Annotated in this window: 21 protein-coding genes and 4 pseudogenes; 9 read left to right on the forward strand and 16 right to left on the reverse strand. The window is 62.5% G+C overall.

Features of this window, described 5'->3' with window-relative positions; genetic code table 11:
- Positions 1-291: 291 nt before the first annotated feature.
- A pseudogene (locus ACHMW6_RS33910) lies at positions 292-783 on the reverse strand (TonB-dependent receptor plug domain-containing protein); the annotation flags it as partial.
- A gap of 138 nt (positions 784-921) precedes the next feature.
- Positions 922-1,467, reverse strand: coding sequence for a hypothetical protein (locus tag ACHMW6_RS33915; RefSeq protein ID WP_395403818.1), 546 nt, complete (start codon positions 1,465-1,467; stop codon positions 922-924).
- Positions 1,468-1,785: 318 nt separating this feature from the next.
- On the opposite strand from ACHMW6_RS33915, the gene ACHMW6_RS33920 reads away from it, so the two are divergent.
- The 3 genes and pseudogenes from ACHMW6_RS33920 (at position 1,786) to ybaL (ending at position 6,279) form a co-directional block, all read left to right on the forward strand.
- Positions 1,786-3,228: a S41 family peptidase gene (locus ACHMW6_RS33920; RefSeq protein ID WP_395403820.1), complete on the forward strand. Its 1,443-nt coding sequence runs from the start codon at positions 1,786-1,788 to the stop codon at positions 3,226-3,228.
- A 176-nt stretch (positions 3,229-3,404) separates the two neighbouring features.
- Positions 3,405-4,526: a beta-ketoacyl-ACP synthase III gene (locus tag ACHMW6_RS33925; RefSeq protein ID WP_395403822.1), complete on the forward strand. Its 1,122-nt coding sequence runs from the start codon at positions 3,405-3,407 to the stop codon at positions 4,524-4,526.
- A 6-nt stretch (positions 4,527-4,532) separates the two neighbouring features.
- Positions 4,533-6,279: pseudogene (gene ybaL, locus ACHMW6_RS33930) on the forward strand (YbaL family putative K(+) efflux transporter).
- A 68-nt stretch (positions 6,280-6,347) separates the two neighbouring features.
- On the opposite strand, the pseudogene ACHMW6_RS33935 reads toward ybaL, so the two are convergent.
- Positions 6,348-8,383: pseudogene (locus ACHMW6_RS33935) on the reverse strand (FAD-dependent oxidoreductase).
- A gap of 87 nt (positions 8,384-8,470) precedes the next feature.
- Here ACHMW6_RS33935 and ACHMW6_RS33940 point away from each other — a divergent pair.
- Entirely contained in the window at positions 8,471-9,109 is a 639-nt protein-coding gene (locus tag ACHMW6_RS33940) for an SRPBCC family protein (RefSeq protein WP_395403824.1), read from the forward strand.
- Here the strand turns inward: ACHMW6_RS33940 and ACHMW6_RS33945 are convergent.
- From ACHMW6_RS33945 to ACHMW6_RS33995, 11 genes and pseudogenes are all read right to left on the reverse strand, one after another.
- Entirely contained in the window at positions 9,106-9,558 is a 453-nt protein-coding gene (locus tag ACHMW6_RS33945; protein ID WP_395403826.1) for a hypothetical protein, read from the reverse strand. The genes ACHMW6_RS33940 and ACHMW6_RS33945 overlap by 4 nt on opposite strands.
- Before the next feature lie 4 nt (positions 9,559-9,562).
- A complete protein-coding gene (locus ACHMW6_RS33950) occupies positions 9,563-10,015 on the reverse strand; it encodes a DUF2721 domain-containing protein (protein ID WP_395403828.1) in 453 nt (150 codons plus the stop codon).
- Complete coding sequence (locus ACHMW6_RS33955; protein WP_395403830.1) at positions 10,012-10,320, reverse strand: alpha/beta hydrolase; 309 nt, start codon at positions 10,318-10,320, stop codon at positions 10,012-10,014. Before ACHMW6_RS33955 ends, ACHMW6_RS33950 begins: the two co-directional genes overlap by 4 nt.
- Positions 10,269-11,003, reverse strand: coding sequence for an alpha/beta fold hydrolase (locus tag ACHMW6_RS33960; protein ID WP_395403832.1), 735 nt, complete (start codon positions 11,001-11,003; stop codon positions 10,269-10,271). Before ACHMW6_RS33960 ends, ACHMW6_RS33955 begins: the two co-directional genes overlap by 52 nt.
- 8 nt (positions 11,004-11,011) lie before the next feature.
- On the reverse strand, positions 11,012-11,764 hold the full coding sequence (locus ACHMW6_RS33965; protein ID WP_395408780.1) for a hypothetical protein: 753 nt from the start codon (positions 11,762-11,764) through the stop codon (positions 11,012-11,014).
- Positions 11,667-12,311, reverse strand: coding sequence for a hypothetical protein (locus ACHMW6_RS33970; protein ID WP_395403834.1), 645 nt, complete (start codon positions 12,309-12,311; stop codon positions 11,667-11,669). Before ACHMW6_RS33970 ends, ACHMW6_RS33965 begins: the two co-directional genes overlap by 98 nt.
- Before the next feature lie 33 nt (positions 12,312-12,344).
- The gene (locus ACHMW6_RS33975) at positions 12,345-12,794 is read right to left on the reverse strand and encodes a DUF1761 domain-containing protein (protein ID WP_395403836.1); all 450 of its coding nucleotides are present in this window, start codon (positions 12,792-12,794) and stop codon (positions 12,345-12,347) included.
- A 201-nt stretch (positions 12,795-12,995) separates the two neighbouring features.
- Positions 12,996-13,737, reverse strand: a pseudogene (gene phbB / locus ACHMW6_RS33980) (acetoacetyl-CoA reductase).
- Positions 13,738-13,782: 45 nt separating this feature from the next.
- On the reverse strand, positions 13,783-14,961 hold the full coding sequence (locus ACHMW6_RS33985) for an acetyl-CoA C-acetyltransferase (RefSeq protein WP_395403838.1): 1,179 nt from the start codon (positions 14,959-14,961) through the stop codon (positions 13,783-13,785).
- A 79-nt stretch (positions 14,962-15,040) separates the two neighbouring features.
- Positions 15,041-15,313: a hypothetical protein gene (locus tag ACHMW6_RS33990; protein WP_395403840.1), complete on the reverse strand. Its 273-nt coding sequence runs from the start codon at positions 15,311-15,313 to the stop codon at positions 15,041-15,043.
- Positions 15,314-15,431: 118 nt separating this feature from the next.
- Complete coding sequence (locus ACHMW6_RS33995; protein WP_395403842.1) at positions 15,432-16,343, reverse strand: LysR substrate-binding domain-containing protein; 912 nt, start codon at positions 16,341-16,343, stop codon at positions 15,432-15,434.
- 100 nt (positions 16,344-16,443) lie between these two features.
- Here ACHMW6_RS33995 and metE point away from each other — a divergent pair, with 100 nt between their 5' ends.
- Positions 16,444-18,774: a 5-methyltetrahydropteroyltriglutamate--homocysteine S-methyltransferase gene (gene metE, locus ACHMW6_RS34000; protein WP_395403844.1), complete on the forward strand. Its 2,331-nt coding sequence runs from the start codon at positions 16,444-16,446 to the stop codon at positions 18,772-18,774.
- Here metE and ACHMW6_RS34005 read toward each other — a convergent pair.
- On the reverse strand, positions 18,771-20,675 hold the full coding sequence (locus tag ACHMW6_RS34005) for an alpha/beta hydrolase family protein (RefSeq protein ID WP_395403846.1): 1,905 nt from the start codon (positions 20,673-20,675) through the stop codon (positions 18,771-18,773). The genes metE and ACHMW6_RS34005 overlap by 4 nt on opposite strands.
- A 111-nt stretch (positions 20,676-20,786) precedes the next feature.
- On the opposite strand from ACHMW6_RS34005, the gene minC reads away from it, so the two are divergent.
- From minC to minE, 3 genes are read left to right on the forward strand one after another with little or no spacing between them, the layout of a single operon-like run.
- The gene (minC, locus tag ACHMW6_RS34010; protein ID WP_395403848.1) at positions 20,787-21,554 is read left to right on the forward strand and encodes a septum site-determining protein MinC; all 768 of its coding nucleotides are present in this window, start codon (positions 20,787-20,789) and stop codon (positions 21,552-21,554) included.
- A gap of 33 nt (positions 21,555-21,587) precedes the next feature.
- A complete protein-coding gene (gene minD, locus ACHMW6_RS34015) occupies positions 21,588-22,403 on the forward strand; it encodes a septum site-determining protein MinD (protein WP_395403850.1) in 816 nt (271 codons plus the stop codon).
- Positions 22,404-22,655: a cell division topological specificity factor MinE gene (minE, locus tag ACHMW6_RS34020; protein ID WP_395403852.1), complete on the forward strand. Its 252-nt coding sequence runs from the start codon at positions 22,404-22,406 to the stop codon at positions 22,653-22,655.
- A gap of 68 nt (positions 22,656-22,723) precedes the next feature.
- On the opposite strand, the gene ACHMW6_RS34025 is transcribed toward minE, so the two are convergent.
- Positions 22,724-23,212, reverse strand: a complete 489-nt coding sequence (locus ACHMW6_RS34025; RefSeq protein ID WP_395403854.1) for a hypothetical protein — start codon at positions 23,210-23,212, stop codon at positions 22,724-22,726.
- A 197-nt stretch (positions 23,213-23,409) separates the two neighbouring features.
- On the opposite strand from ACHMW6_RS34025, the gene ACHMW6_RS34030 reads away from it, so the two are divergent.
- Entirely contained in the window at positions 23,410-24,099 is a 690-nt protein-coding gene (locus tag ACHMW6_RS34030) for a response regulator transcription factor (protein ID WP_395403856.1), read from the forward strand.
- The last annotated feature ends 19 nt before the right edge of the window (positions 24,100-24,118 follow it).

The raw sequence follows: 24,118 nt of genomic DNA on the forward strand, positions 1-24,118 counted from the left end.
CTGGTCCTTGGTGACAGCGCCTTCATCCAGCACATCCTGGTTGTGAGTGAAGGTGCTGTCATGCTGGCGGTTCTCGCCGACCGAGCCGGAGAAGGTATAGGTCAGGTTGCCCGACTTGCCCGGTAGCGTTACCGACACGTTCGGAGAATGGCGCCCCTGCTCGATCGTGTCGGCCGCTTTCACCTGGATGTCGCGCTGCTGGTAGCCCTCGCGCAGCACGATGTTGATGGTACCGGCGATGGCGCGCGTGCTGTGCTCGGCAACCGGGCCGCGCATCACTTCGATGCGCTCGACCTGGTCGGGCGACAGCGATTCCATGGAGAAGCCCATCGGCGGACGCTCGCCGTTCAGCAGGATCTGCGTATAGCCGCTGCCGAGGCCACGCATGCGCACGTCGCCGCCTCGGCCTGGACGGCCGCCGCCGATGGTCACGCCGGGGAGGCGCTTGAGCACATCGCCGAGGTTGGTGTCGCCATTGCGGTCCAGTTCCTCGCGGCCGTAGATCTGCTTGCCGGCCGTGGAGTTGCGGCGTTCTTCCATATCGCTCAGGCGGCCGCCGTTGACGGTCACCTGGGGCATGACTTTGCCATCGGCGGCCTGTGCAGGCTTGACCGGCGCGGCGTCGGTGGGCGGGGTCGGCGGCTGGTCCTGCGTTTGCGCTGACACTGCGCCCGCAGCACCCAGCATGGCCAGGGCGATTGGAACGAATTTGCTCATGTTTTTGATTGGATTCCCGAGCGGGCGGAGGGCTGGCACGGTTCGGTTGGAATGCGGCGCTGGCATTGTAAGCGCGGCTTGGCGGCGATGGCTTGGGAGGGGGCTGTTTTTTACTTTTCGATACTTTTCAGTTCTTAGAACCCACGGCAGAGACAGGTGTCAGCCACATCGTGGCTGACACCAGGGTTACGCCTTGGGTTTTAATCAGCGCGTCGGCCCGCCAGCGCCGGGGACGCCCATGCCGCCGTGTCCGCCGCGATGGCGTCCGCCGCCATCGCCGGCCGGGCGCTCGCCGCTGCCGGGTCGGCCCGGTCCCTCGTCCTTGCGCGTCATTACTTCAGCAATGAAGCTCGCCACCTGCCGGCGCTGGTTCTCATCCAGGGCATCGTTAACGGTGAGCCACCACTCGCGCAATTGCTTGTCCTCAGCTGCGGTGGCGGAGGTTTCGGCATCCATGGCGCCGGTCAACTCGCGCAGTTCGACATCCTTGCCGCCCAGCGCTGACTGGGTCGAAGCCTCAAGCTTCTCGCGCCGCGCCTTGCGCTCGCGCAGCAGGTTCTTGCTGCGGGTCTCGACCTGCGACCACAGCGTTTGCTGGTTGGCATTCAGGTTCAGCTCTTTGCGGAACTCGGACGCCATCGGCACCAGGTCCTCCGCTTTCATGTCCATCAGGGGCACGGCCAGCGCGGGTGCGGACAGGCCGATAAGCAGCGCGGCCAGCAGGCTCAGCGCACCGGATTTGCGATTCATCAAATCTCCAGCTAAAAAAAAGCCTGCGCGGAGGGGCGCAGGCAGAAACCACTTCAGGGTAGAGAGAAATACAGGGCCAGTGTAGGACGCTGCTTAGGCCGCTTCTGCTTTTCTTACAATTACTTACCGAAGTAAAAACAAACCCAACAGACCGTACATGCCGCAATAATCCGCAATATTGTTAGGCTCATATCGGCTTAACGTAAATCGTCGTAAAAACGCGCCTTTATTCCAAAGCAGCAGCGTCGCTTGCTGAGAATCAGGTTTATACTGATCCGCATGGCGGCTCCTTCCGCCGTACTCCGGAACAGGTGACGCATGGGCAAGAAACTCAAGAACACCGGGCTGATCGGCCTGGGCGTAGTGGCGGGTATCGCCGTTTCCCTTCAGTTTTCCGCGATGGCGCAAAAGCAGGTCGATACCGGCCTGCCGCTCGAAGAGCTGCGCCAGTTGGCCGATGTGTACGGCCTGATCAAGTCGGACTATGTGGAATCGGTGGAAGACAAGAAACTGCTGACCGAAGCCATCTCCGGCATGGTCGCATCGCTCGATCCCCACTCCGCCTACCTGGACAAGAAATCCTATGCCGAACTGCGCGAAGGTTCGCAGGGCAAGTTCGTGGGCCTGGGCATCGAGATCGGCGCCGGCGATGACGGCTACATCAAGATTGTCGCCCCCATCGAGGATTCCCCTGCCTACCGCGCCGGCATCAAGCCGGGCGACCTGATCACCCGCCTGGACTCCACGCCGCTAAAGGGTTTGACCCTGGACGAGTCCGTCAAGAAAATGCGCGGCGAGCCGAACAGCAAAGTCACGCTGACCATCCTGCGCAAGGATGAACCGCAGCCGCTGACCTTCACCATTGCGCGCGAAGAAATCCACCAGAAGAGCGTGAAGGGCAAGGTCGTGGCGCCCGGCTACGCCTGGTTGCGCATTTCCCAGTTCCAGGAACCGACCGTGGATGACATGGCCGCCAAGATCGCGGAACTGTACAAACAGGAACCCAACCTGAAGGGCCTGATCCTCGATCTGCGCAATGACCCGGGCGGCGTGCTGCAGGGCGCGATCGGCGTAGCGGCAGCCTTCCTGCCGAAGGATGCGCCCATCGTCTCCACCAACGGCCAGTTGCCGGACTCGAAACAGATTTACTACGGCCGCGCCGAGTACTACTCGATGCGCGCCGACAGCGATGCGCTGGCCAAGCTGCCGGAAGCGATCAAGCACATCCCGATGGCAGTGCTGGTCAACACCGGTTCGGCCTCGGCCTCGGAAATCGTCGCCGGCGCGCTGCAGGACTACAAGCGCGCCACCATCATCGGTTCCCAGACCTTCGGCAAGGGTTCGGTGCAGACCATCCGCCAGCTGACCGCCGACACGGCCGTGAAGCTGACCACGGCGCGCTACTACACGCCGCACGGCCGCTCCATCCAAGCCAAGGGCATCACGCCCGACCTGCAGGTGGACGAGAACGAGGATGGCGACGGCCTGAACGCCCTGCGCATGCGCGAGGCGGACCTGACCAGGCACCTGTCCAACGACCGCGAGGAAGAAGCCGCCAAGCAGAAGCGTGACGAGCTGGAGGAGCAGATCCGCATCATCGCCCAGGAGAAGAAGCGCAAGCCCCTGGAGTATGGCGGCAACGAGGACTTCCAGCTGAAGCAGGCGCTGAACCACCTGCAGGGCTTGCCCGTGCAGCTGGCCAAGCAGGAAACCAAACTGGTAGCCCGCACCGAGCCGCGCACCAAGGCTGTCGACGAATAAAACTGAATGTTCCCTCTGAAAACGGCGCCCTCGGGCGCCGTTTTTCATTACCACTTGCTGTAAAATCAAGCCGATTTAGCGGCCAATTGAGACAAATCGACGATACAGCGTAGGGCGGATCATCGATCCGCCGTGCGTACATGGCCGCAAAACTTACAAGAATAGAAAGCTTAATCATGAAACAAGCCGTCATCAGCGGAACCGGCCTCTTCACCCCACCGAATTCGATTTCGAACGCGGAACTGGTCGCGTGCTTCAACGCCTATGTCGAACAGTTCAACGCGGAAAATGCCGACGCCATTGCAGCGGGCACGGTAACGGCGCTGGAGCCGTCCAGCGAAGGTTTTATCGAGAAGGCGTCCGGCATCAAGGCCCGCCACGTGATGGAAAAGGAAGGCATCCTCGATCCGAAGCGCATGGTGCCGCGCATTCCCGAGCGCAGCGACGAGGAACTGTCGCTGCAGGCTGAAATCTGCGTGAAGGCCGCCCAGCAGGCGCTGGACCGCGCCGGCCGCACCGCCGCCGATATCGACATGGTGCTGGTGGCCTGCTCAAACATGCAGCGCCCCTACCCCGCCATGGCCGTGGAAGTGCAGAACGCACTCGGCATCGACGGCTACGGCTTCGACATGAACGTGGCCTGCTCCTCCGCCACCTTCGGCATCCAGACCGCCGTGGCGGCCGTGCAGAGCGGCCAGGCGCGCGCCGTGCTGATCCTGAACCCTGAAATCACCAGCGCCCACCTGAACTGGCGCGACCGCGATTCCCACTTCATCTTCGGCGATGCCTGCACCGCCATCGTGGTGGAAGCGAAAGATGCGGCCACGTCCCAGTACCAGTGGGAAATCCTGGATACGAGGCTGAAGACCAGCTTCTCCAACAACATCCGCAACAACTTCGGCTTCATGAACCGCTTCGACGAAAGCGGCGTCGGCAAGCCCGACAAGCTGTTCCGCCAGCAGGGCCGCAAGGTGTTCAAGGACGTGTGCCCGATGGCCGCCGAAATGATCAAGGCGTCGATCGCCAATGCCGGCCTGCAGGTCGAGCAGGTCAGCCGCTACTGGCTGCACCAGGCCAACCTGAACATGAACCAGCTGATCGCGCGCATGATCCTGGGCCGCGACGCCGAGCCGCAGGAAGCGCCGGTGATCCTCGATACCTATGCGAACACTTCGTCCGCCGGATCGGTGATCGCCTTCCACAAATATTCGGACGACCTGCCTGCCGGCGCCTATGGTGTGATCTGCTCCTTCGGCGCGGGCTACTCGATCGGCAGCGTCGTCATACGCAAACTGTAAAGGGAGATTGATGCCCACGACGTCAGCCTGATCACGACAATCGCCGCCGCGCTGGGCTTCGGCCTGGTATTCGGCTTCATCGCAACCCGTCTCAAGCTGCCGGCCCTCGTGGGCTATCTCGCAGCAGGCATCCTGTGCGGACCTGCCACGCCAGGCTTTGTCGCGGATGCCGCCCTGGCAGGCCAGCTGGCGGAAATCGGCGTGATGCTGATGATGTTCGGCGTGGGCTTGCATTTTTCGCTGGACGATCTGTGGGAGGTGCGCAAGATCGCGCTGCCGGGCGCGGTGCTGCAGATCGCGGCGGCAACGGCGATGGGCATGGGGCTGGCGCACTGGTGGGGCTGGAGCCTGGGCGGCGGCCTCGTATTCGGCCTGGCGCTATCGGTGGCTTCCACCGTGGTGCTGCTGCGCGCGCTGGAAGAGCGCGGCATTCTCGATTCCTTCAACGGCCGCATCGCTGTCGGCTGGCTGGTGGTCGAAGACCTCGTGACCGTGATCGTACTGGTATTGCTGCCGCCACTGGCGGGTTCGCTGGGTGGCGATCCGGCCGGCGCCGCGCATGGCGATGCCGCCGCCACCACGGAGGCCTCGAGCGGGCTGCTGGCCACGCTGGCCATCACGCTGGGCCAGGTCGGGATCTTCATCGGCTTCATGCTGCTGGTCGGCCGCAAGCTGTTCCCCTGGATCCTGTGGCAGGTGGCGCGCACCAATTCGCGCGAGCTGTTCACGCTGTGCGTGATTGCGGCGGCCGTCGGCATCGCTTATGCGGCGACCAAGCTGTTCGGCATCTCCTTCGCGCTAGGGGCCTTCTTTGCCGGCATGGTGCTGCGCGAAATCGGAACTGAGCCACCGCGCGGCGCATGAGTCGCTGCCGCTGCGCGATGCGTTTGCCGTGCTGTTCTTCGTGTCGGTTGGCATGCTGTTCGAGCCTTCGATCATCATCGAGTCGCCGGTGCGCCTGCTGGCCGTGATCGGTATTATCGTGCTGGGCAAGTCGCTGGCCGCGTTTGCGCTGGTGGTGCTGCTGCGCTATCCGGCGAAGACGGCACTGATGGTCTCCGCCAGCCTGGCGCAGATCGGCGAGTTTTCCTTCATCCTGGCTGCGCTGGGCATTTCGTTGAAGCTGATGCCGCATGAGGGACAAAGCCTGCTGCTGGCAGGCGCCATCATCTCGATTGCACTGAATCCGCTGGTGTTTGCGGTCACCGGTCCACTGGAACGCCTGCTGGGCCGCGACCGTTCGCTGGCCTCCAGATTCGATCGCAGCACCGACCCGCTGGCGGAGCTGCCGATGTCCACCGCGCACTCAAAGCTGGAGGGACAGGTGGTGCTGGTCGGCTATGGACGCGTGGGCCGCCGCATCGCGGCATCGCTGGCTGCCCAGGGCATTCACTACGTGGTGGCGGAACAGAACCGCGAGATCGTCGACCGCCTGCGCCAGGAAGGCGTGCCTGCCGTGGCGGGCAATGCGGGCGAGGCCGCGGTGCTGATCCAGGCCCATATCGCACGCGCGCGCATGCTGGCGATCGCGACGCCGGATACTTTCCACGTGCGTGCGATGGTCGAGGTGGCGCGGGCGCTGAATCCGGATATTGCGATTCTCGTCCGCTCGCATAACGACGATGAGGCGGACCTGCTGCGCAAGGAGGGCGCGGGGATGGTGTTTGTGGGCGAGGAGGAGTTGGCCAACGGGATGTCCGGGCATATCCTCGCGCAATATGGCAAGCGCGAACGCCGGACGGCGGATCAATGATCCGCCCTACGCAGCCCGATCGATTCGCGTAGGGCGGATCGTTTGATCCGCCGCACACGCGGCGTTGATCACAGACGCGCCGCCAGCTCCGCCCCCTCACGAATCGCGCGCTTGGCGTCGAGCTCCGCGGCCAGCGCAGCCCCGCCAATCTTGTGGAAGGCCGGCCCGCCGGCCGTCGCGCCATCGGCCGGCATCAGCTCCGTCAAGCTCTCCTGCCCCGCGCAGATCACCACGTTATCGACTGCCAGCAAGCGCTCCTCTTCGCCGACCATGATATGCAGCCCATGATCGTCGATGCGCTTGTACTGCACACCCGGAATCATCACAACGCCATTGCGCGCCAGCACGGCGCGGTGCACCCAGCCTGAAGTCTTGCCCAGCCCCGCCCCCAGTTTGCTCGTCTTGCGCTGCAGCAGATAGAGCTGGCGCACCGGCTCTCCCGCGCGCGGCGGCACAAGCCCGCCACCGGATCGCGCATGCAGGTCCACACCCCACTCCACCGCCCAATGCTCGACCGGCAAAGGCAGCGCATGCGCCGGATCATGCAGCAGGAACTCGCCCACATCGAAGCCGATGCCGCCCGCACCGATGATGGCGACGCGCTTGCCGACCGGCTTCCGCTCACGCAGCACATCGAGATAAGTCAATACCTTCGGATTTTCGATGCCTTCGATCTTCGGCTTACGCACGCTGATGCCCGTGGCGACCACCACATCGTCATAGCCCGCCGCCAGCAACTCTTCGCGCGTCACGCGATGATTGAGCCGCACGTTCACGCCGGTCAGCTCCAGCTTGCGGCCGAAGTAGCGGACGGTTTCCGCAAACTCCTCCTTGCCCGGAATCTGCATCGCCACGTTGAACTGGCCGCCGATGCGGTCGCTGCCCTCGTACAGCGTAACCTCGTGCCCGCACTCCGCCGCCACCGTCGCTGCCGACAGGCCCGCAGGCCCTGCGCCCACCACCGCCACCTTGCGCGGACGCGCGCTGCGGCGATAGACCAGTTCCGTCTCATGGCAGGCGCGCGGATTGACCAGGCAAGTCGCGCGCTCGTTCCTGAAGGTGTGATCCAGGCAGGCCTGGTTGCAAGCGATGCAAGTGTTGATCTCGTCCACCCTGCCCTCGCCGGCCTTGCGCACGAAGTCCGGGTCCGCCAGGAAGGGCCGCGCCATCTACACCAGGTCGCCATCGCCGCGGCGCAGGATATCCTCCGCCTCCGCCGGCATATTGATGCGGTTCGAGGCCACGACCGGTATCGTCACCTCGCGCCGCAAGCGCCCCGCCACTTCCGCAAACGCGCCTCGCGGCACCGACGTCACGATGGTGGGCACGCGCGCCTCATGCCAGCCTATGCCCGTGTTCAGGATGGTCGCACCGGCCTGCTGCAGCGCCCTGGCTACGGTTACAACTTCCTCCAGGTATTGCCTCCATCGACCAGGTCCAACAGTGAATGCCGGTACATGACGATAAAGTTCAATCCGCCGGCTTCGCGCACGCGGCGCACGATCTCCACCGGCAGGCGCATGCGGTTCTCGATGCTGCCGCCCCAGCGGTCCGTGCGCAGGTTGGTGCGCGCGCATAGGAACTGGTTCAACAGATAACCCTCGCTGCCCATGATCTCGATACCATCGTAGCCGGCGCGCTGCGCCAGCCGTGCCGCCCGCACATAAGCGCGGATTGTCGACTCAATGCCCGCCTCGCTCAGGGCGCGCGGTTTGAAAGGCGAAATCGGCGACTTCACTGCGGAAGCGGACACGCAGAAAGGCTGGTAGCCATAGCGCCCGGCGTGCAGGATCTGCATCAGGATCTTGCCGCCCTCCTCATGGACAGCGCGCGTGAGCTTGCGGTGATTGCACACATCGCCCGCGAAATTCATGGTGCCGCCGAAGGGCAGCAGCCAGCCCTGGCGATTGGGGGAAATTCCGCCGGTAACAATCAGGCCCGCGCCGCCGCGCGCACGTTCGCGGTAGAAAGCAGCCAGCCGGTCATAGTTATAGAAGCGATCCTCTAATCCCGTGTGCATGGAGCCCATGATCACGCGGTTGCGCAGGGTAGTGAAGCCAAGGTCCAGAGGGGCCAGCAGGTGCGGGAAGCTTGTCGGGGTCATATTCTTGTCATTGTCCTTCTGTACGCTGCCTAACGCTGGAGACGTGTCGCGCTTGTATTCTGCCAGCAGTTCCCTTACGCTGGAAGAATGAAGCGACTGTTACTGCTCTTGTTGATTGGCTTTACCGCGCCCGCGCCCAGCATGGCGCAGGCTTCGCGTCTTGACGTCCCCAAGCTGGAAGTCTCGGTCAATCGCGTGAACGTTGACGCCGTGCATATGTATGAAGTGAACGCCAGCGGCACGGTGCAGGCCTCGCTGCCAGCCGTGTGGCGCACGCTCACCTCCTACGACCGCATGGAAGAATTCGTGCCGGACATGGCCTCCTGCCGCGTGCTCTCGCGCAATGGCAATGAAGTCATTATTGAGCAATTTGGCACGGCCCGCTTCCTGTTCATGTCCCGCTCCATCCACCTGATCGTGCGCGCGACCGAGCAGCCGATGCAGGCCATCGACATTGCCCTGATCTCGGGCGACATGAAGCACTACGAAGCGCGCTGGGAACTGGTGCCGGTACCGGAGACGGGCGGCACGCGCGTTCTGTACACCGGCCGCCTGGTGCCCAACTTCTATGTGCCCGGCATCCTCGGCACGAACATCATCCGCGGCGATATCGAACGCATGATGGGCGCCGTGCTGGCCCACCTGGACAAGCTTCCTTCCAGCACCCGGCAATCCGCCGAAACCGCCCGCGCCGGACACGGCATGGGCAGCCCGCAAACTCCTTAAACCGTGTAGTGGTCGCGGTCGCGCACTTCTGCAAACGCTTCCAGGCTGCCGATGCGGATCATGACCGGGTTCATGCTGGACTGGCTTTGCATGGCGCGCCAGGCGAATTGCCATTCCTTTTCCAGCGCTTCATCGCGGCCCTTGGTGAAGGCCGATCCGAGCGCCGCGCGCGTGCCGTATTCGATGTTGCCGTCGATGCCCGCCCAGTTGGGCAGGGTGCGCTGGACGGCGCGGTGCACGCGCTCGCCGAATTCCTCGGTATTGTGGATGACGAGACAGGAGTCCGCGCCGAAATGGTCGAACAGGTCGCGCTTCCAGGCTTTCGAGAAACTCAGGGTCAGGAAGCTGCCGACAGGGCGCAGCACGAACTGTCCTTCTTTCAGGGCCAGTTCGAGTTCGCTGCGCGGACCGTAGCGGTGCAGGGTGGGAGGGCGTTGATAGTCGTGCATATTCTTAGTTCGGATGTCGTTCAACGTGGCGTACATGGCGATGGTCGCGCATGAAGGCCGATGCGATAAAGATCTCGCGCAACAGGAAGCCGAAGCTGCCGATCAGGCAAAACACCGCGCCGACGAACATGCTGGCGATGTATTTGTCCAGCGTGGCATTGGTGGTATCGCCAATGAACAGCAGGGCAACGATCAGGCAGACAAAGAGTCCGCAGGCGGTCGAGAGCGAAATCGCAATATTGATCAGGTGGGATCGGCGGTAAAGGATATCCAGCTCATTCAGGTAAGTATCGTTATACGCCACATCAAGGCGCTCTTCCAGCGTGCGCGAGCGGTCGATGATGCGCGCGAGGCGATTGAGCAGCACCAGCAGCTTGGTGCAGACGGCCGACAACAGGAAAACAGGAGCAATGGCCAGCTGGATGATGTGGCCAATGTCCCCAAGCTGAATGTTCATGTACTTATATTTTTAGAGGGGATACGCAAGTTTACTCGAAAACGGCCGCCCGCACGAAACTGTTCCGTGGCAGCCACGAGCGCCTTGCTGATGCCCTGCTCCATTGCGCCGTGGCCGGCGTCCTGGATGATCTTCAGCGTCGAGCCCGGCCAGGCCTTGTGCAGGCGCCAGGCGGTAACGGGCGGACAGATCACGTCGTAGCGCCCCTGCACGATGACGGCCGGCAGGTGGGCGATACGGCTGACGTTGTTCATCAGCTGGTCCGGCTCGAAGAAGCCGCCGTGGGCCATGTCGTGCGATTCCATGCGGCCGACGCCCAGGTCCAGCGTGTCGGACGGCGCTTCCTCCGGCTGCGGCAGCAGGAAGACGCGGCGGCCCTCGAATTTGCTCCAGGCGCGCACGGCCGGCCAGTGTACGGCCGGGTCGGGTCCATGATGCGGGTGACGTAGGCTTGCAGCAGGTTGCTGCGCTCAGGCTGCGGGATCGCCTCCACGAATTCGTCATAGACATCCGGGTGGAACCACTCGGCGCCGTCCAGGAAGAAGTCGATTTCCTTTTTCGTGCACAGGAAGATGCCGCGCAGGACGAAGCCGAGGCAGCGCTCGGGATGGGCTTCGCCGTAAGCCAGGGCCAGCGTCGAGCCCCAGGAACCGCCGAAGACCAGCCATTTTTCGATGCCAAACCTGGTGCGCAGGCGTTCGATATCCTCGATCAGCAGCTGGGTAGTGTTGTTGCGCACGTCGCCCAGCGGGGTGGACTTGCCGGCACCGCGCTGGTCGAACAGGATCACGCGGTAGTGGTCCGGATTAAAGAAGCGGCGGTGCTGCGGCGACAGGCCGGCGCCCGGGCCGCCGTGCAGGAAGACCACCGGGATGCCGTCCGGATTGCCTACCTCTTCCCAGTAGATCGTGTGGATATCATCGACTTGCAGCATGCCGCTGTGGCGCGGCGCGATCGGGGGGAACAGGTGGGCGAGCGGATCGGACATGGCTTTCCTTAGAAGAAGGTATTGATTGCGTGCTGCACATTGTACTGGTCGTCCACCACCAGCATAAGCTGCCACTTGTCGAAGGTGGTGCACGGGTGGCTGATGCCGCAACCCACAAGGTCGCCGACCTTGATGTCGGCGACCGCGCCTTCCGGCCAGCGCAGGTAGGCGTGCTGGTCGTTCATCTTCACGATTTCGCAGCCTTCCGGCAGTTGCGACGGACCACCCGCCACGCCCGGCCGCTGATGGTAAAGCGCCTTGGGCAAGCCCAGGTCATGCGACGCGTCGCGCTTGCCCATCGACAGGATCGCCAGGTTCGGTTCGGGGCGCGACAGCACCATGCTCCAGATTTCCAGCGCCGGCTGGAGGCCCCCGGTCGGCGCACCTTCGCGCTCGCCCAGCTCGCGGATCGCGTCCTGGTAATGGCCATGGTCGTTGGTCAGGTAGCAGCCGCTGCGCAGCACCGGCAGCACGCGCTTGCTCAATCCCTGCACGTCCGTGAAGCCGCGCGCCACCAGGTCGAAGAAGGCAGAACCGCCGGCCGAAATCAGGATCTGCTCGCTTTCGAACAGGCGCTCCTGGTCCGCCTGGCGCAGCAGGGCGACCATCTTCTGCAAGAAGGCGTTCACCTCCTGCACATCGGAGGCCAGTCCCTCGTAGCCTTCAATGCCGGCCAGTTGCAGGCCGGGCGCCTTCGCCACCGCGCGTGCGACAGCGAGCACCTCGTCCGCTTCGCGCGCGCCGGCACGCTTGCCCAGCATGCCCAGTTCCACCAGCAGCGGCAAGGGCCGCTGCAATCCGCCCCGCCTGCACGGCCTGCGACAAACGCTCGACGCCTGCGAGCGAATCGACCAGCGCATGGAATTCGAAGCCGGCGTCTTCGCGCATCAGGTGCAGCATGGCTTTGATGTCCGCGGGCGCCACGAGTTCGTTGGCGAGGATGATGCGGCGCACGCCAAAGCGCGCCGCAATCTGCACCTGCGCGGCGGTCGCCAGTGTGATGCCCCAGGCGCCGTTGGCGAGCTGGGCGCCGAACAGCTGCGGACTCATTGTCGTCTTGCCGTGCGGCGCGAGCACCACCCCGTAGTGATCGCAATACGCGCGCATCCATTGCAGGTTATGCAGCAGCGCGGACTGCTTGAGGACTGCGACGGGGAAGCTGGTGTCGGCGTTCAGGACGTTCCAGTCCTGCGCCCCGATCATGTGCTGGCGCAGCGGTTCGGTAATCGGCAAGCCCTTCACGCCGGGCTGCAGGACCTGTTCTTCCAAAGCGGCCAGCGCAAGACCATCGTCTGGCAAAGTGTTCATACTGCCTCCTGTTGATATCCCGGCTATTCTACGTCAGTGCCAAAGGCCGAGAATCAGGCCGAACAGGAGGAATTGAGCAGTGTGATAACCGCCGTCGATCAGCCACAGCTTGAACGAGCGCTGCGCGAACTGATAATTGATGCCAAAGCTGGTCGCCGCAATGCCGAAGCCGGCCGAGAAGCCGGCCTGCAGCGCCTTATCCAGCGCCGGCGCCGCGCCCAGCCAGTACGCAAAGCAGAAAGCCCCGATCAGCGAAAACGCGAACGCCGTCCCGAACACCTGGCCGGATGCCCTTTCCTGCTTCACCCCGCCGTTTTCCCGGTTCCATGCCTCACCAAACAGCTTCGGCGAATACCACAGCCCGCCCAGCATGAAACTCGACACGGCCGCCACCAGGATCGCCAGATAGTTCATCGTTTCCCCTTCCCCAATATTGTTGATATGGCGAAAGAGGTTAATCGCTCGCGCCCCGCGCGCAAGCAATTCGGGGTCAGCTCTGTCATTCGGACAGCTAGCGCTAACCTTTGATCGAGCTCAATACGGGAAATCGCCTGTTCTTGCGTATTGAGCTAGCTGAAAGAAGTTGCGCGCGTGTCCGAATGACAGAGCTGACCCCGAATTTTGGGAAATAAAAAAGCCGCGCGGCGGGGCCGGGCGGCTTTTGTCGGCGGGAGCCGGACGGGGTCAGGACATGTGCTGGCCGCCGTTGATGGCGATGTTCGCGCCAGTCAGGAACGCGGCTTCTTCGGAAGCCAGGTAGGCCACCAGGCCTGCGACTTCTTCAGGCTTGCCCCAGACGGGACATCGGGATCTGCGGGATGATCTTGGAATCCAGCACATCCTTCGGGATTTCCATCACCATCTTGGTGCCGATGTAGCCCGGCGAGATGGTATTGACGGTCACGCCCTTGCGCGCCACTTCCAGTGCCAGCGCCTTGGTGAAACCGTGTACGCCGGCTTTCGCTGCGGAGTAGTTGGTCTGGCCGAAGGCGCCCTTCTGGCCGTTCACCGATGAGATGTTGATCACACGGCCCCAGCCACGGTCCACCATGCCATCCGCTACCGGCTTGGTCATGTTGAACACGGAGTCCAGGTTGGTCTTCATCACTGCGTCCCAATTGACCTTGTCCATCTTCTTGAAGGTCATGTCACGGGTAATACCCGCGTTGTTCACCAGCACATCGACCGGGCCGATATCGCGCTCGATCGCTTTCACGCATTCCTGTGCGGACTCGTAGTCCGACACATCGCATGGATACGCCGAGAATTGGAAGCCCTGGTCCTTCATGGAGGCCAGCCAAGCATCGTGCGTTTTGTTCGTTGGGGAATACGTGGTTACCACTTTGTAGCCCAGTGCGACCATCTTGATGCAGATCGCTTCACCCAGACCACCCATGCCGCCTGTTACCAATGCAACTCGTGCCATTTATGTTCCCCTCAAATGCGTCTCTAGTTAGACTCTTAAACTCTTTCAGTCCCTCTCTACTGCCAGTGCTACACCCATGCCGCCGCCGATGCACAGCGAGGCCAGGCCTTTCTTCGCGTCGCGACGGACCATCTCATGCAGCAGGGTCACCAGGATGCGGGCGCCGGAAGCGCCGATCGGGTGGCCAATTGCGATGGCGCCGCCGTTCACGTTGATCTTGCTGGTGTCCCAGCCCATTTCCTTGTTCACGGCAATTGCCTGCGCCGCAAACGCTTCGTTGATTTCCATCAGGTCCAGGTCCTGCGGGGTCCAGCCGGCCTTCTTCAGGCACAGCTTGGATGCGGACACAGGGCCCATGCCCATTACGGACGGATCCAGGCCGGACGATGCGTAAGCCTTGATGCGCGCCAGCGGGGTCAGGCCCAGCTGCTTGGCTTGCGACGCGGTCATCATGATCACGGCAGCGGCGCCGTCATTGAGGCCCGACGCATTGCCTGCGGTGACACTGCCTTCCTTGTTGAATGCAGGACGCAGGCCAGCCAGCGCTTCCAGCGTGGAACCCGGCTTGATGTATTCGTCCTGGTCGAAAACGATGCTGCCTTTCTTCTGCACGATTTCCAGCGGCAGGATCTCGTCCTTGAACTTGCCGGCCTTCTGCGCGGCTTCCGCTTTCAATTGCGACTGCAGCGCGAACTCGTCCTGCTCGGCGCGCGAGATCTCGTATTTCTTCGCGACGTTCTCCGCGGTCACGCCCATGTGGTACTGGTTGTACACATCCCACAGGCCATCGACGATCATCGAGTCGATCATCTTCACATCGCCCATGCGGAAGCCGTCGCGCGAATTGTTCAGTACGTGCGGTGCCGCACTCATGTTTTCCTGGCCGCCGGCGATAATGATGTTCGCGTCGCCGCACTTGATGGCTTGCGTTGCCAGGTGGGTTGCCTTCAGGCCGCTACCGCACACCTTGTTGATGGTGTATGCGGGGATGGCATTTGGCAGGCCTGCCTTGATCACGGCCTGGCGTGCCGGGTTCTGGCCAACGCCAGCAGTCAGTACCTGGCCGAGGATGGCTTCGCTGATCAGGTTGGGATCAATCTTGGTCTGCGCCAGCAGGCCCTTGATCACGTGAGCACCCAGTTCCGATGCGGGAATCTTGGCCAGACTTCCGCCGAACTTGCCGACCGCGGTACGAGCCGCGGCAACGATGACTACTTCTTCCATGTGCTTCTCCGGTGCTGTGGTTGAGTTATGAATAATTCATTTAATTCTATCGAAGCGATCTGCGGCAAGCCACTATGTCCTACCGGAACAAGGGCTTATTTAGAGCAGCATCTGTTGCTTCACGGGAGTAGGCCTGTGCCAGGCCCAACGCCAGCTGCGATTGGCTCGTAGCGACGTCGAAAAATTCTTCAGTGTTTTGGGCTGACAAAAACTGATTGGAAGCAACGGTGGCAGTCGCCAGCGAGGAGAGCGCGACATCTACGACAGCTTGCGCACATTCATCGAACTGTGCCATCTGCGCATTGAAGGCCGCGAATGCGGCACGGGAAAATTCGTCAGTCAGTGCAAACATTGGGGACAACTCCTTCGATGAGATAACGCAAGGATCTTTCATCGTAGTGAACAGTTCCATTCAACTCTTTGACAAAGATCAATGCTTTCTTTCATTTTGCATAAAAATAAAAGGCATGTCACGACAATAACTTGATTCCATCGAGCGAACCGGCACACTGCTCGCGTATCACGTTGACAAAGTCAGTCACAAAAGCCTTATGGCGTAAGGCTTCCGGCACCGAAACGAACAGGTCGCTCCATAGTCCCTGCTCTCCAATGGGCCGCGCAATCACATAGTCATAGTCGACGTAGTTTTTGATAGCCCAATTCGGCAAAGCCGCAACACCGCGGCGGCTAGCAACTAACTGCAAGATTGCAACCGTCAGTTCTGCAGTTCGTCGCTTGTACGCGACGTTGGCGGGGCGCAAGATTTCCCTGATTAAATCAATGCGTTCTTCAGGCACTGGATACGTGATGAGGGTTTCATTTTCGAAGTCATTCGCCTGCAAGCGGCGTAGTGCCTGCAAGCGGTGCTTCTGCGCCAGCACCGTCATGATCTCGAAGCGGAACAGCGGGAATACGGCATAGCCGCCCAGGCTGTAGTCGGAGCCAATCACGAGGTCTGCATCGCCGCTGCGCAGCAGGTCCGAAGGCTCGCTGTGGAAACCGGACACAAGATCGATTTCCACTTCCGGCCAGCGCATGCGGAATTCATCCATCACGGGCATCAGCCAGTCGAAGCAGGTGTGGCATTCGAGCGCCACACGCAGCTGGCCGCTGTCGCCTTGCGACAGGCGTGCGACATCGCGCTCGGCCTGCTCGACTTCGGGCAGCAGCGTATCCGCCAGGCGCAGCAAGCGCGCGCCCATTGCGGTAAAGCCGATCGGCACCGTCTTGCGCTCGAACAGCGGGCCGCCGTAGCGGTCCTCAAGCAGCTTGATCTGATGCGACAGAGCGGACTGGGTCAGGTTCAGCAACTGAGCGGCGCGGACCAGGCTGCCGGCTGAGCGCAACGCTGAGAGCGTGCGGAGGTGGCGTATCTCGAGCATGAATGAATAATTTTCATGTTATGAGGCAAAAAGTTTCGTTTTTATTATATGACGAGATGTCGGACACTTTACGTCACCAATATTTAATTTTAATGACAAAATGAAAACAGTACGATCGCACGTTTTAGGCTTCCCCCGTATGGGAGCGAAGCGCGAATTAAAGTTCTTACTTGAAAAACACTGGCGTGGTGAAGTTGCCGAATCCGCGCTGGGAGAGCTGGGCCGCGAGCTGCGCGCCCGCCACTGGGCGTTGCAGCGCGATGCCGGCCTGGACTTCGTTGCCGTGGGCGATTTTGCCTTTTACGACCATGTAGCCAACCATATCCAGCTGTTCGGCTGCGAGCCCGCCCGCTTCGGCTTCGACTCTTCCCAATCGCAGCTGTCGCGCTACTTTGCGATGGCGCGCGGCGATGCGCAGCATTCGCATTGCGGCTGCGGCCACGATGGCAAGGCGCTGGAAATGACGAAGTGGTTCGACACGAATTACCACTACCTGGTGCCGGAGTTCGCCGATTCGACAGCGTTCACGCTTTCCTCCACGCGGTTGCTGGACGAAGTCGCGGAGGCGCGCGCGCTGGGCCACCGCGTGAAGGTCACGCTGCTTGGTCCGCTGACCTTCCTCTGGCTGGGCAAGGAACGCGGCGCTGCCGACGGCTTCTCGCGCCTGTCCCTGCTGGATGCGCTGCTGCCTGTGTATGGCGAACTGCTGGCGCAACTGCGCGCTGCCGGCGCCGAGTGGGTGCAGCTTGACGAACCCGCGCTGGGCCTGGACTTGCCGCCCGCGTGGCGCAATGCCTATGAGCCGGCCTACTGGTCGCTGGCGCAGTCGGGCGCGCAAATCCTGGTGGCGACGTACTTCTCGCCGCTGGAAGAGAACGTGAGCCTGGCCTGCCGCCTGCCGGTCGCGGGCCTGCATGTGGACGGCGTGCGTGCGGCTACAGAACTGGCCAGCGTGGCGGACTGGCTGCCGGCGCACAAGGTGCTCTCGGTCGGCATCGTCGATGGCCGCAATGTGTGGCGCTCCGATCTGGACGCGGCCTTGTCCCGCCTGCAGCCCTTGCTGGACAAGCGCAGCGGCGAGCTGTGGCTGTCCGCATCGTGCTCGCTGCTGCATGTGCCCTTCAGCCTGCAGGGCGAGCAGGACCTCGATGCCGAGCTGCGCTCATGGCTCGCCTTCGCCACCGAAAAGCTGGACGAGATCGCCCTGCTGAAGTCCGCCCTGGATTTGGGGTCAGGCACGAAATGTTACACGAGCCCGGCGCTAGCGGAAGCGCGGGCGGCAGTGGCGCAGCGGCGCGTGAGCGATCGTGTGCATCGCCGCGAGGTAGCGGCGCGCGTGGCGCAATTGGCCGCGGACCCAGGCGCGGACAGGCGCGCTTCGTCGTTCGATGCGCGCCAGCGCGTGCAGCGCGAACGCCTGCAGCTGCCGTCCTTCCCCACCACCACCATCGGCTCCTTCCCGCAAACGCCGCACATCCGCGCGGCGCGTGCGGCGCACAAGCGCGGCGAACTGGATGCGGCCAGCTACGAGCAGGCGATGCAGGCGGAGATCGAACACGCCGTGCGCCGGCAGGAAGAACTGGGCCTGGACGTGCTGGTGCACGGCGAAGCCGAGCGCAATGACATGGTCGAATACTTCGGCGAGCAGCTGGACGGCTTCGCCTTTACCGCCAACGGCTGGGTGCAATCCTATGGTTCGCGCTGCGTGAAGCCGCCCATCATCTACGGAGACGTGGCGCGGCCGCAACCGATGACGGTGCGCTGGGCCCAGTACGCGCAAAGCCTGACGGACAAGCCGATGAAGGGCATGCTCACCGGCCCCGTCACCATCCTGCAGTGGTCCTTCGTGCGCGACGACCAGCCGCGCTCGCAGACAGCGCTGCAGATCGCGGTCGCCATCCGTGACGAAGTGGCCGACCTGCAGCAGGCCGGCATCGCCATCATCCAGATCGATGAACCGGCCGTGCGCGAAGGCTTGCCGTTGCGCCGCAGCCGCTGGAGCGACTACCTGTCCTGGGCCACGCAGGCATTCCGCATCAGCGCCAGTTCAGCGCACGACGCCACGCAGATCCATACCCATATGTGCTACGCGGAGTTCAACGATATCCTGCCCGCCATTGCGGCCATGGATGCGGACGTGATCACGATCGAAACCAGCCGCTCGGCCATGGAGCTGCTCACCGGCTTCGGCCAGTTCCGTTACCGGAACGAGATAGGCCCCGGCGTGTACGACATTCACTCGCCCCGCGTGCCCGACAGCGATGAAATGGCCGCCCTGCTGCGCAAGGCCGCCGCCGTGATTCCGCCCGCCCAGCTGTGGGTCAATCCGGACTGCGGCCTGAAAACGCGCGGCTGGGATGAAACGGCGCAGGCGCTGCGCAATATGGTGACGGCAGCACGCCAGCTGCGCAAGGAAGCCGAAATCTTCTAGCGCAGGTGGCGGGCCAGGAAGCGTTCCAGCTTTTCGTAGAAGTCGGCACGGTTGTCAGGATTGTAGAAACCGTGCCCCTCGCTGGACACTTCCCAGTACTCGGGCTCGTTGCCCGCCTCGCGCAAGGCCGTCCGCATGGCGCGCGCCTGCAGCAGCGGCGCCGTTTCGTCGGACTTGCCGTGTGCGAGAAACACCGGGACCCTGATCTGCGCGGCGAGGAAGGATGGCGAATTGCGTTTCTGCTCTTCCTCGTCGGTGCCGATGTATTCCCTCAGCAGGCGCTCGCCGCCTGCGTCCTTCTCTTCCTTCAACAGCAGCGGCAAGTCGTAGACGCCGGCGTTCCCCGCAGCACAGCGCAGCAGGCCTGGCGCGCGCACCGCGACCATCATGGCCGCGTAGGCGCCGAAGCTGCTGCCGTACGCGCAAACGCGTTGCGGGTCGGCCAGGCCATGCGCCAGTGTCCAGCGTACGCCGTCGATCAGGTCATCCACGATAAGGCCGCCCCACGCACGGTAGCCTGCCTTCTCGAAGTCCATTCCGCGGCCGCCCGAGCCACGGAAGTTCACCTGCAGCACGGCGTAGCCGCGGCTGGCGAGGAAGGCGGCGTCGACATCGAATTCCCAGCGGTCGGCGAAACCATGCGGTCCACCGTGCGGCAGCAGGACCAGCGGCGGACGCGCCACGCCGGCCGGTGCGGTCAGGTAGCCATGCAGCACCATGCCATCGCGCGCGCTAAAGCTGATGGGCCGGCGCGACGGCATCGCAGCGGGGTCGATGCGCGCGAGCCGCGTCACCAGCAGATCGGCGCGGCCACTGGCGCTATCGTAAAGATAAGTGCTGCCGGGATCGCGGTCGCTGCGCACGTCGAACAGCCACAGCTTGCCGTCGGCACTGGCGTTGAGCAGGCGCACCATTTGTCCCGGGAACTGCGCGCTGAGCTGGCGATGCAGCCGCGCTTCAGGCAGCGATTCATCCAGGTAGCGCACGGCCGGCACACCAAGCTGGGTGGCGTAGGCAAAGGGACGATCTCCCTGCTGCGACCACATGACCAGGCCAATATCCGCCTGCGCATCGGAAGCCAGTATGCGTCCCGCGCCGCCCTCGAACGGCTGCTCGTACAGCGCCACCGGCGCTCCGCCCACACCGCGCAGCACGTAGAAGCCCGCCGCTGCGGGCGAAACGCCAAGCACCCGGATTTCGTCCCTGCTGCCATCCAGCGCCGCCGGCACCCAGCTGTCACCGGCCGGACGGCGCATCACCAGCTTGCCATCCGCGCCGAGCTTGTAGGCCAGGCGCGGCACGCCATTGCGGTCCTGCAGGAAGTGCATCGCGGGCATATTCAGATCAGCCAGCTCCCTGCGGCCACCATTTCTGCTGTCCAGTCTGTAAAGAATGCTGTGCTGCCGTTGTGTGAACTCCGTCAGGTAGATCGTGCCATCCAGCTGCTCCGGCAGCGCCACGTCGGCCGCGAAACCATAATCGATGCCCGCCCGGCGGCGGCGGCCGTACAAGTACTGCTGGTTGCTGCCATCGATATCGGTCGCCATCACTTCGCCGGTGGAAACAGGCGCCTCCATCCACGTCTTTTCTTTCGCGGTGCGGATGATCAGCCGGCGGTTGCTGGCCCAGACATAGCTGGCGGGGATTTCATACTGGTCGAGCCGGATCGCGACTTTGGCATGCATGTCGGGCAACGAGAGAATGGTCACCGCCGAATAAGTTGACAGGAATTGAAGCACGCGCGTGGAAACGGCCAGATACCTGCCGTCCGGCGAGAGCACGGGACGCACGATGCTGTCCTGATCGACGAAATCGCGGATCGGGACGGGCGCGGCGGCGCCCCGCAGCGCAGTCGCCACGCCACAAAACAACAAGGCGGCGCACAAAGGAAATCCCTGCATGCCGGCCCTCCGTAAAAGCTTTGAATCGCTTGTAGATTGTGCAATTATGCTGATTGTCCGCGGTTTATTTTCAAGTAGAATGCACGGATTCTGCGATCTCCAGACCTAGTCATGTCCAAGAGCGTTTTCCAAAAGCCCATCGAAATCAAGATTTCCACCGTTGTCGCCGTCTCTGCCATCCTGCAGACTTCCGACCTCATCACCCTCGACGCTGCATTGCACGAAATGACCGGCGGCGTGTCCGACTTCTTCGAAGGAGACCCGGCGGTGATCGATGTCGGCTCCCTGGCGCCGGGTTGCGAGCGCATCGACTGGGCGGCCCTGGTCGCGTTGCTGAAGAAATACCGCCTGAATCCAGTGGCCGTGCGCAATGCCACGCCGGATATGGTGGATGAAATCCAGGCCAACGGCCTGTCGCTGGACAGCGGCAAGCGCGAGGAAACGCCGGCGCCCGAACCGAAAAAGCCCGCAGCGGCACCCGAGCCGGCACCGACGCCGGCATCGGCGGCTGGCGCCGCGCCAGTGCCCGCGAACGGGACCATGATCATCGATACCCCGGTCCGCGCCGGCCAGCGCATCTATGCTCGTGGCGGCGACCTGATCGTGATGGCCGTCGTCAACAACGGCGCGGAGATCATTGCGGACGGCAGTATTCACGTTTACAACACTTTGAATGGCCGCGCTCTGGCCGGTGCTTCCGGCGACGCGAGTGCCCGCATTTTCGCTCTGCAGATGTCCCCGGAACTGGTGTCTATCGCAGGCGTTTATCGCACCTTTGAGGATGGTTTCCCGGCGTCGCACGCACGCCAGCCGACACAAATCCGCTTGAAAGGCGACAGTCTGGATATACAATCTGTCAATTCCGCAACGCGTGCTTAATGCAAACTGTTTATTGAAATAAAGGATTCCTTCGTGGCTCGAATTATTGTTGTAACGTCCGGCAAGGGCGGTGTCGGCAAAACGACTTCCAGCGCCAGCTTCTCTACCGGCCTCGCGCAGCGCGGCCACAAAACCGTAGTGATCGATTTCGACGTCGGCCTGCGGAACCTCGACCTCATCATGGGGTGCGAACGCCGCGTGGTGTACGACCTGATCAATGTGATCAACAAGGAAGCGACGCTGAACCAGGCCCTGATCAAGGATAAGCACTGCGACAACCTGTTCATCCTGCCCGCCTCCCAGACCCGCGACAAGGATGCGCTGAGCGAAGACGGCGTGGAAACCGTGCTGGCCGAGCTGATCAAGATGGACTTCGACTTCATCATCTGCGATTCTCCGGCAGGCATCGAGCACGGCGCCCTGATGGCGCTGACCTTCGCCGACGAAGCGCTGATCGTGACCAACCCGGAAGTGTCGTCGGTGCGCGACTCGGACCGCATCCTGGGCATCATCCAGGCCAAGTCCCGCCGCGCCCTGTCCGGCGGCGAACCGGTCAAGGAACACTTGCTGATCACGCGCTACTCGCCGAAGCGCGTGGAAGCGGGCGAAATGCTGAGCCACGAAGACGTGCAGGAAATCCTGCGCATCCCCTTGCTCGGCATCATCCCGGAATCCGAGCAGGTGCTGCATGCTTCCAACCAGGGTAACCCTGCGATCCATTTCAAGGGTTCCGACGTGGCCGAGGCTTACGAGGACGTGGTGGGCCGCTTCATGGGCGAAGACCGTCCGCTGCGTTTTACCGACTATGAAAAGCCAGGCTTCCTGAAGCGAATCTTTGGAGCAAAGTAAATGGCCCTGCTCTCATTCCTATTCCCCAACAAGCCGAAAACGGCGACCGCCGCCAAGGAGCGCCTGCAGATCATCATCGCGCGCGAGCGCAACGGCCGCGCCGGCCCGGACTTCCTGCCGGCCCTGCACAAGGAACTGATCGATGTGATCTCCAAGTACACCAAGGTGAATGCGGACGATATCAAGATCTCGCTGGACCGCCAGGGCAATCTCGAGGTGCTGGACGTTAACGTGGTGCTGCCGGACGTTTGATTTTCAAACCCAGAGCAAACCCAAGTGTCAGGCACAGCGTGCCTGACACTAGCTTCACGCCTTGGGTTCTAAGCACGCGCCATCAGCAACTCCTGCGCCACCTTCGCGCAGGCATCGACGTGCTGATAGCCGATCTGGCGGAACGCAAAGAAACCGATGGCGGCCGCGGCCGCCTGACCCGCCAGCGGCACGATTTTGGTCGCCTGCCTGGCCAACAGCTTGACCCCGCTGCGCCTGACCAGCGACAGCACCAGTTCCTTGGTAATCACCTTCCCCACCAGCATGCCGCCGATGCTGATGGCAGCTTCATAAGCAATCAGGCGGAATTTGGGCTGCAGCCGGTCGATCTGGTCGGCTGACAGACCAAACTCCCGGTTAACATCGTCGATCAGCATCGTAAACAGGCGCAGATCGGCGGCGACGTCCATGCCGGGAATTGGCACCGCCGCAACACCTGCCGACATGGCCGCGCGTCTGCGCACCAGGCGGCGGCAACGCTGCCGTGTCTCTTCTATTTCTTTGGGCGAAGAAGGCAGCAAAGTCCAGTCGTTTTCCACGATTTTGCCTCCTGATAACTATCAATAATCAAGCCTATGCATTGTCATGGGCGCGTAAGCAGTGTACCGTGTGATCAATACACAGGTACGCACGGCTACAGTGAAATGGTGCCTGCAAGAAATATTTTGCCACTTCGGTAAGTATTTTTTGTAAATCTCTGTTATATTCGTGTGACTGTTTCTTAACAATCTTTGAGATGAGAATTGTTGTTTTAGACCCGGACAAAAGCCAGACAGACCTGATCTGTCAGGTACTGACCTCTGCGGGCCATGTCTGCCACGGCTTCCAGACGGGCAAAGACCTGTTGGCGCACGTGCGGAAAGACAGTTACGACATGCTCATCCTGGATTGGCAGGTCGGTGACATGGATGGCGCCGACGTCGTGCGCAGAGCCCGCGAAAAGCTGCCGGAAAACGCTCCCGTGATGTTCATGACCACCAGTTCCGGCGAGGACGATATCGTTGCCGGCCTGGGCGCCGGCGCCTGCGACTACCTGGTCAAGCCCCTGCGCCGCAGCGAGCTGGTGGCCCGCGTGCAAGCCCAGCTGCGCCGCGCCTATCCAAGCCAGAACGGCGCTGAACAGCTGCAATTCGGACAATACGTGTTCGAAACCCGGCCGGGCCGGCTGCTGATGGATGGCCAGGTCCTGGACGTCACGCACAAGGAGTTCTACCTGGCGTTGCTGTTTTTCCGCAACATCGGGCGTCCCCTGTCGCGCGCCTACATTCACGAGTCCGTCTGGATCCGCGAAACCGAGGTGCCATCGCGCACCATGGACACGCACGTCTCCCGTGTGCGCAACAAGCTGCAGCTCAAGCCCGAGAACGGTTTCCGCCTCGTGCCCGTCTACAGTTACGGCTACCGGCTGGAAAAGCTGGGTTCCTGAAGGGCTTGTAGCATCACGG

Origin of the sequence: Pseudoduganella sp. UC29_106 (assembly GCF_044055365.1) — a bacterium.
In the GTDB taxonomy this organism is placed as follows: domain Bacteria; phylum Pseudomonadota; class Gammaproteobacteria; order Burkholderiales; family Burkholderiaceae_D; genus Rugamonas.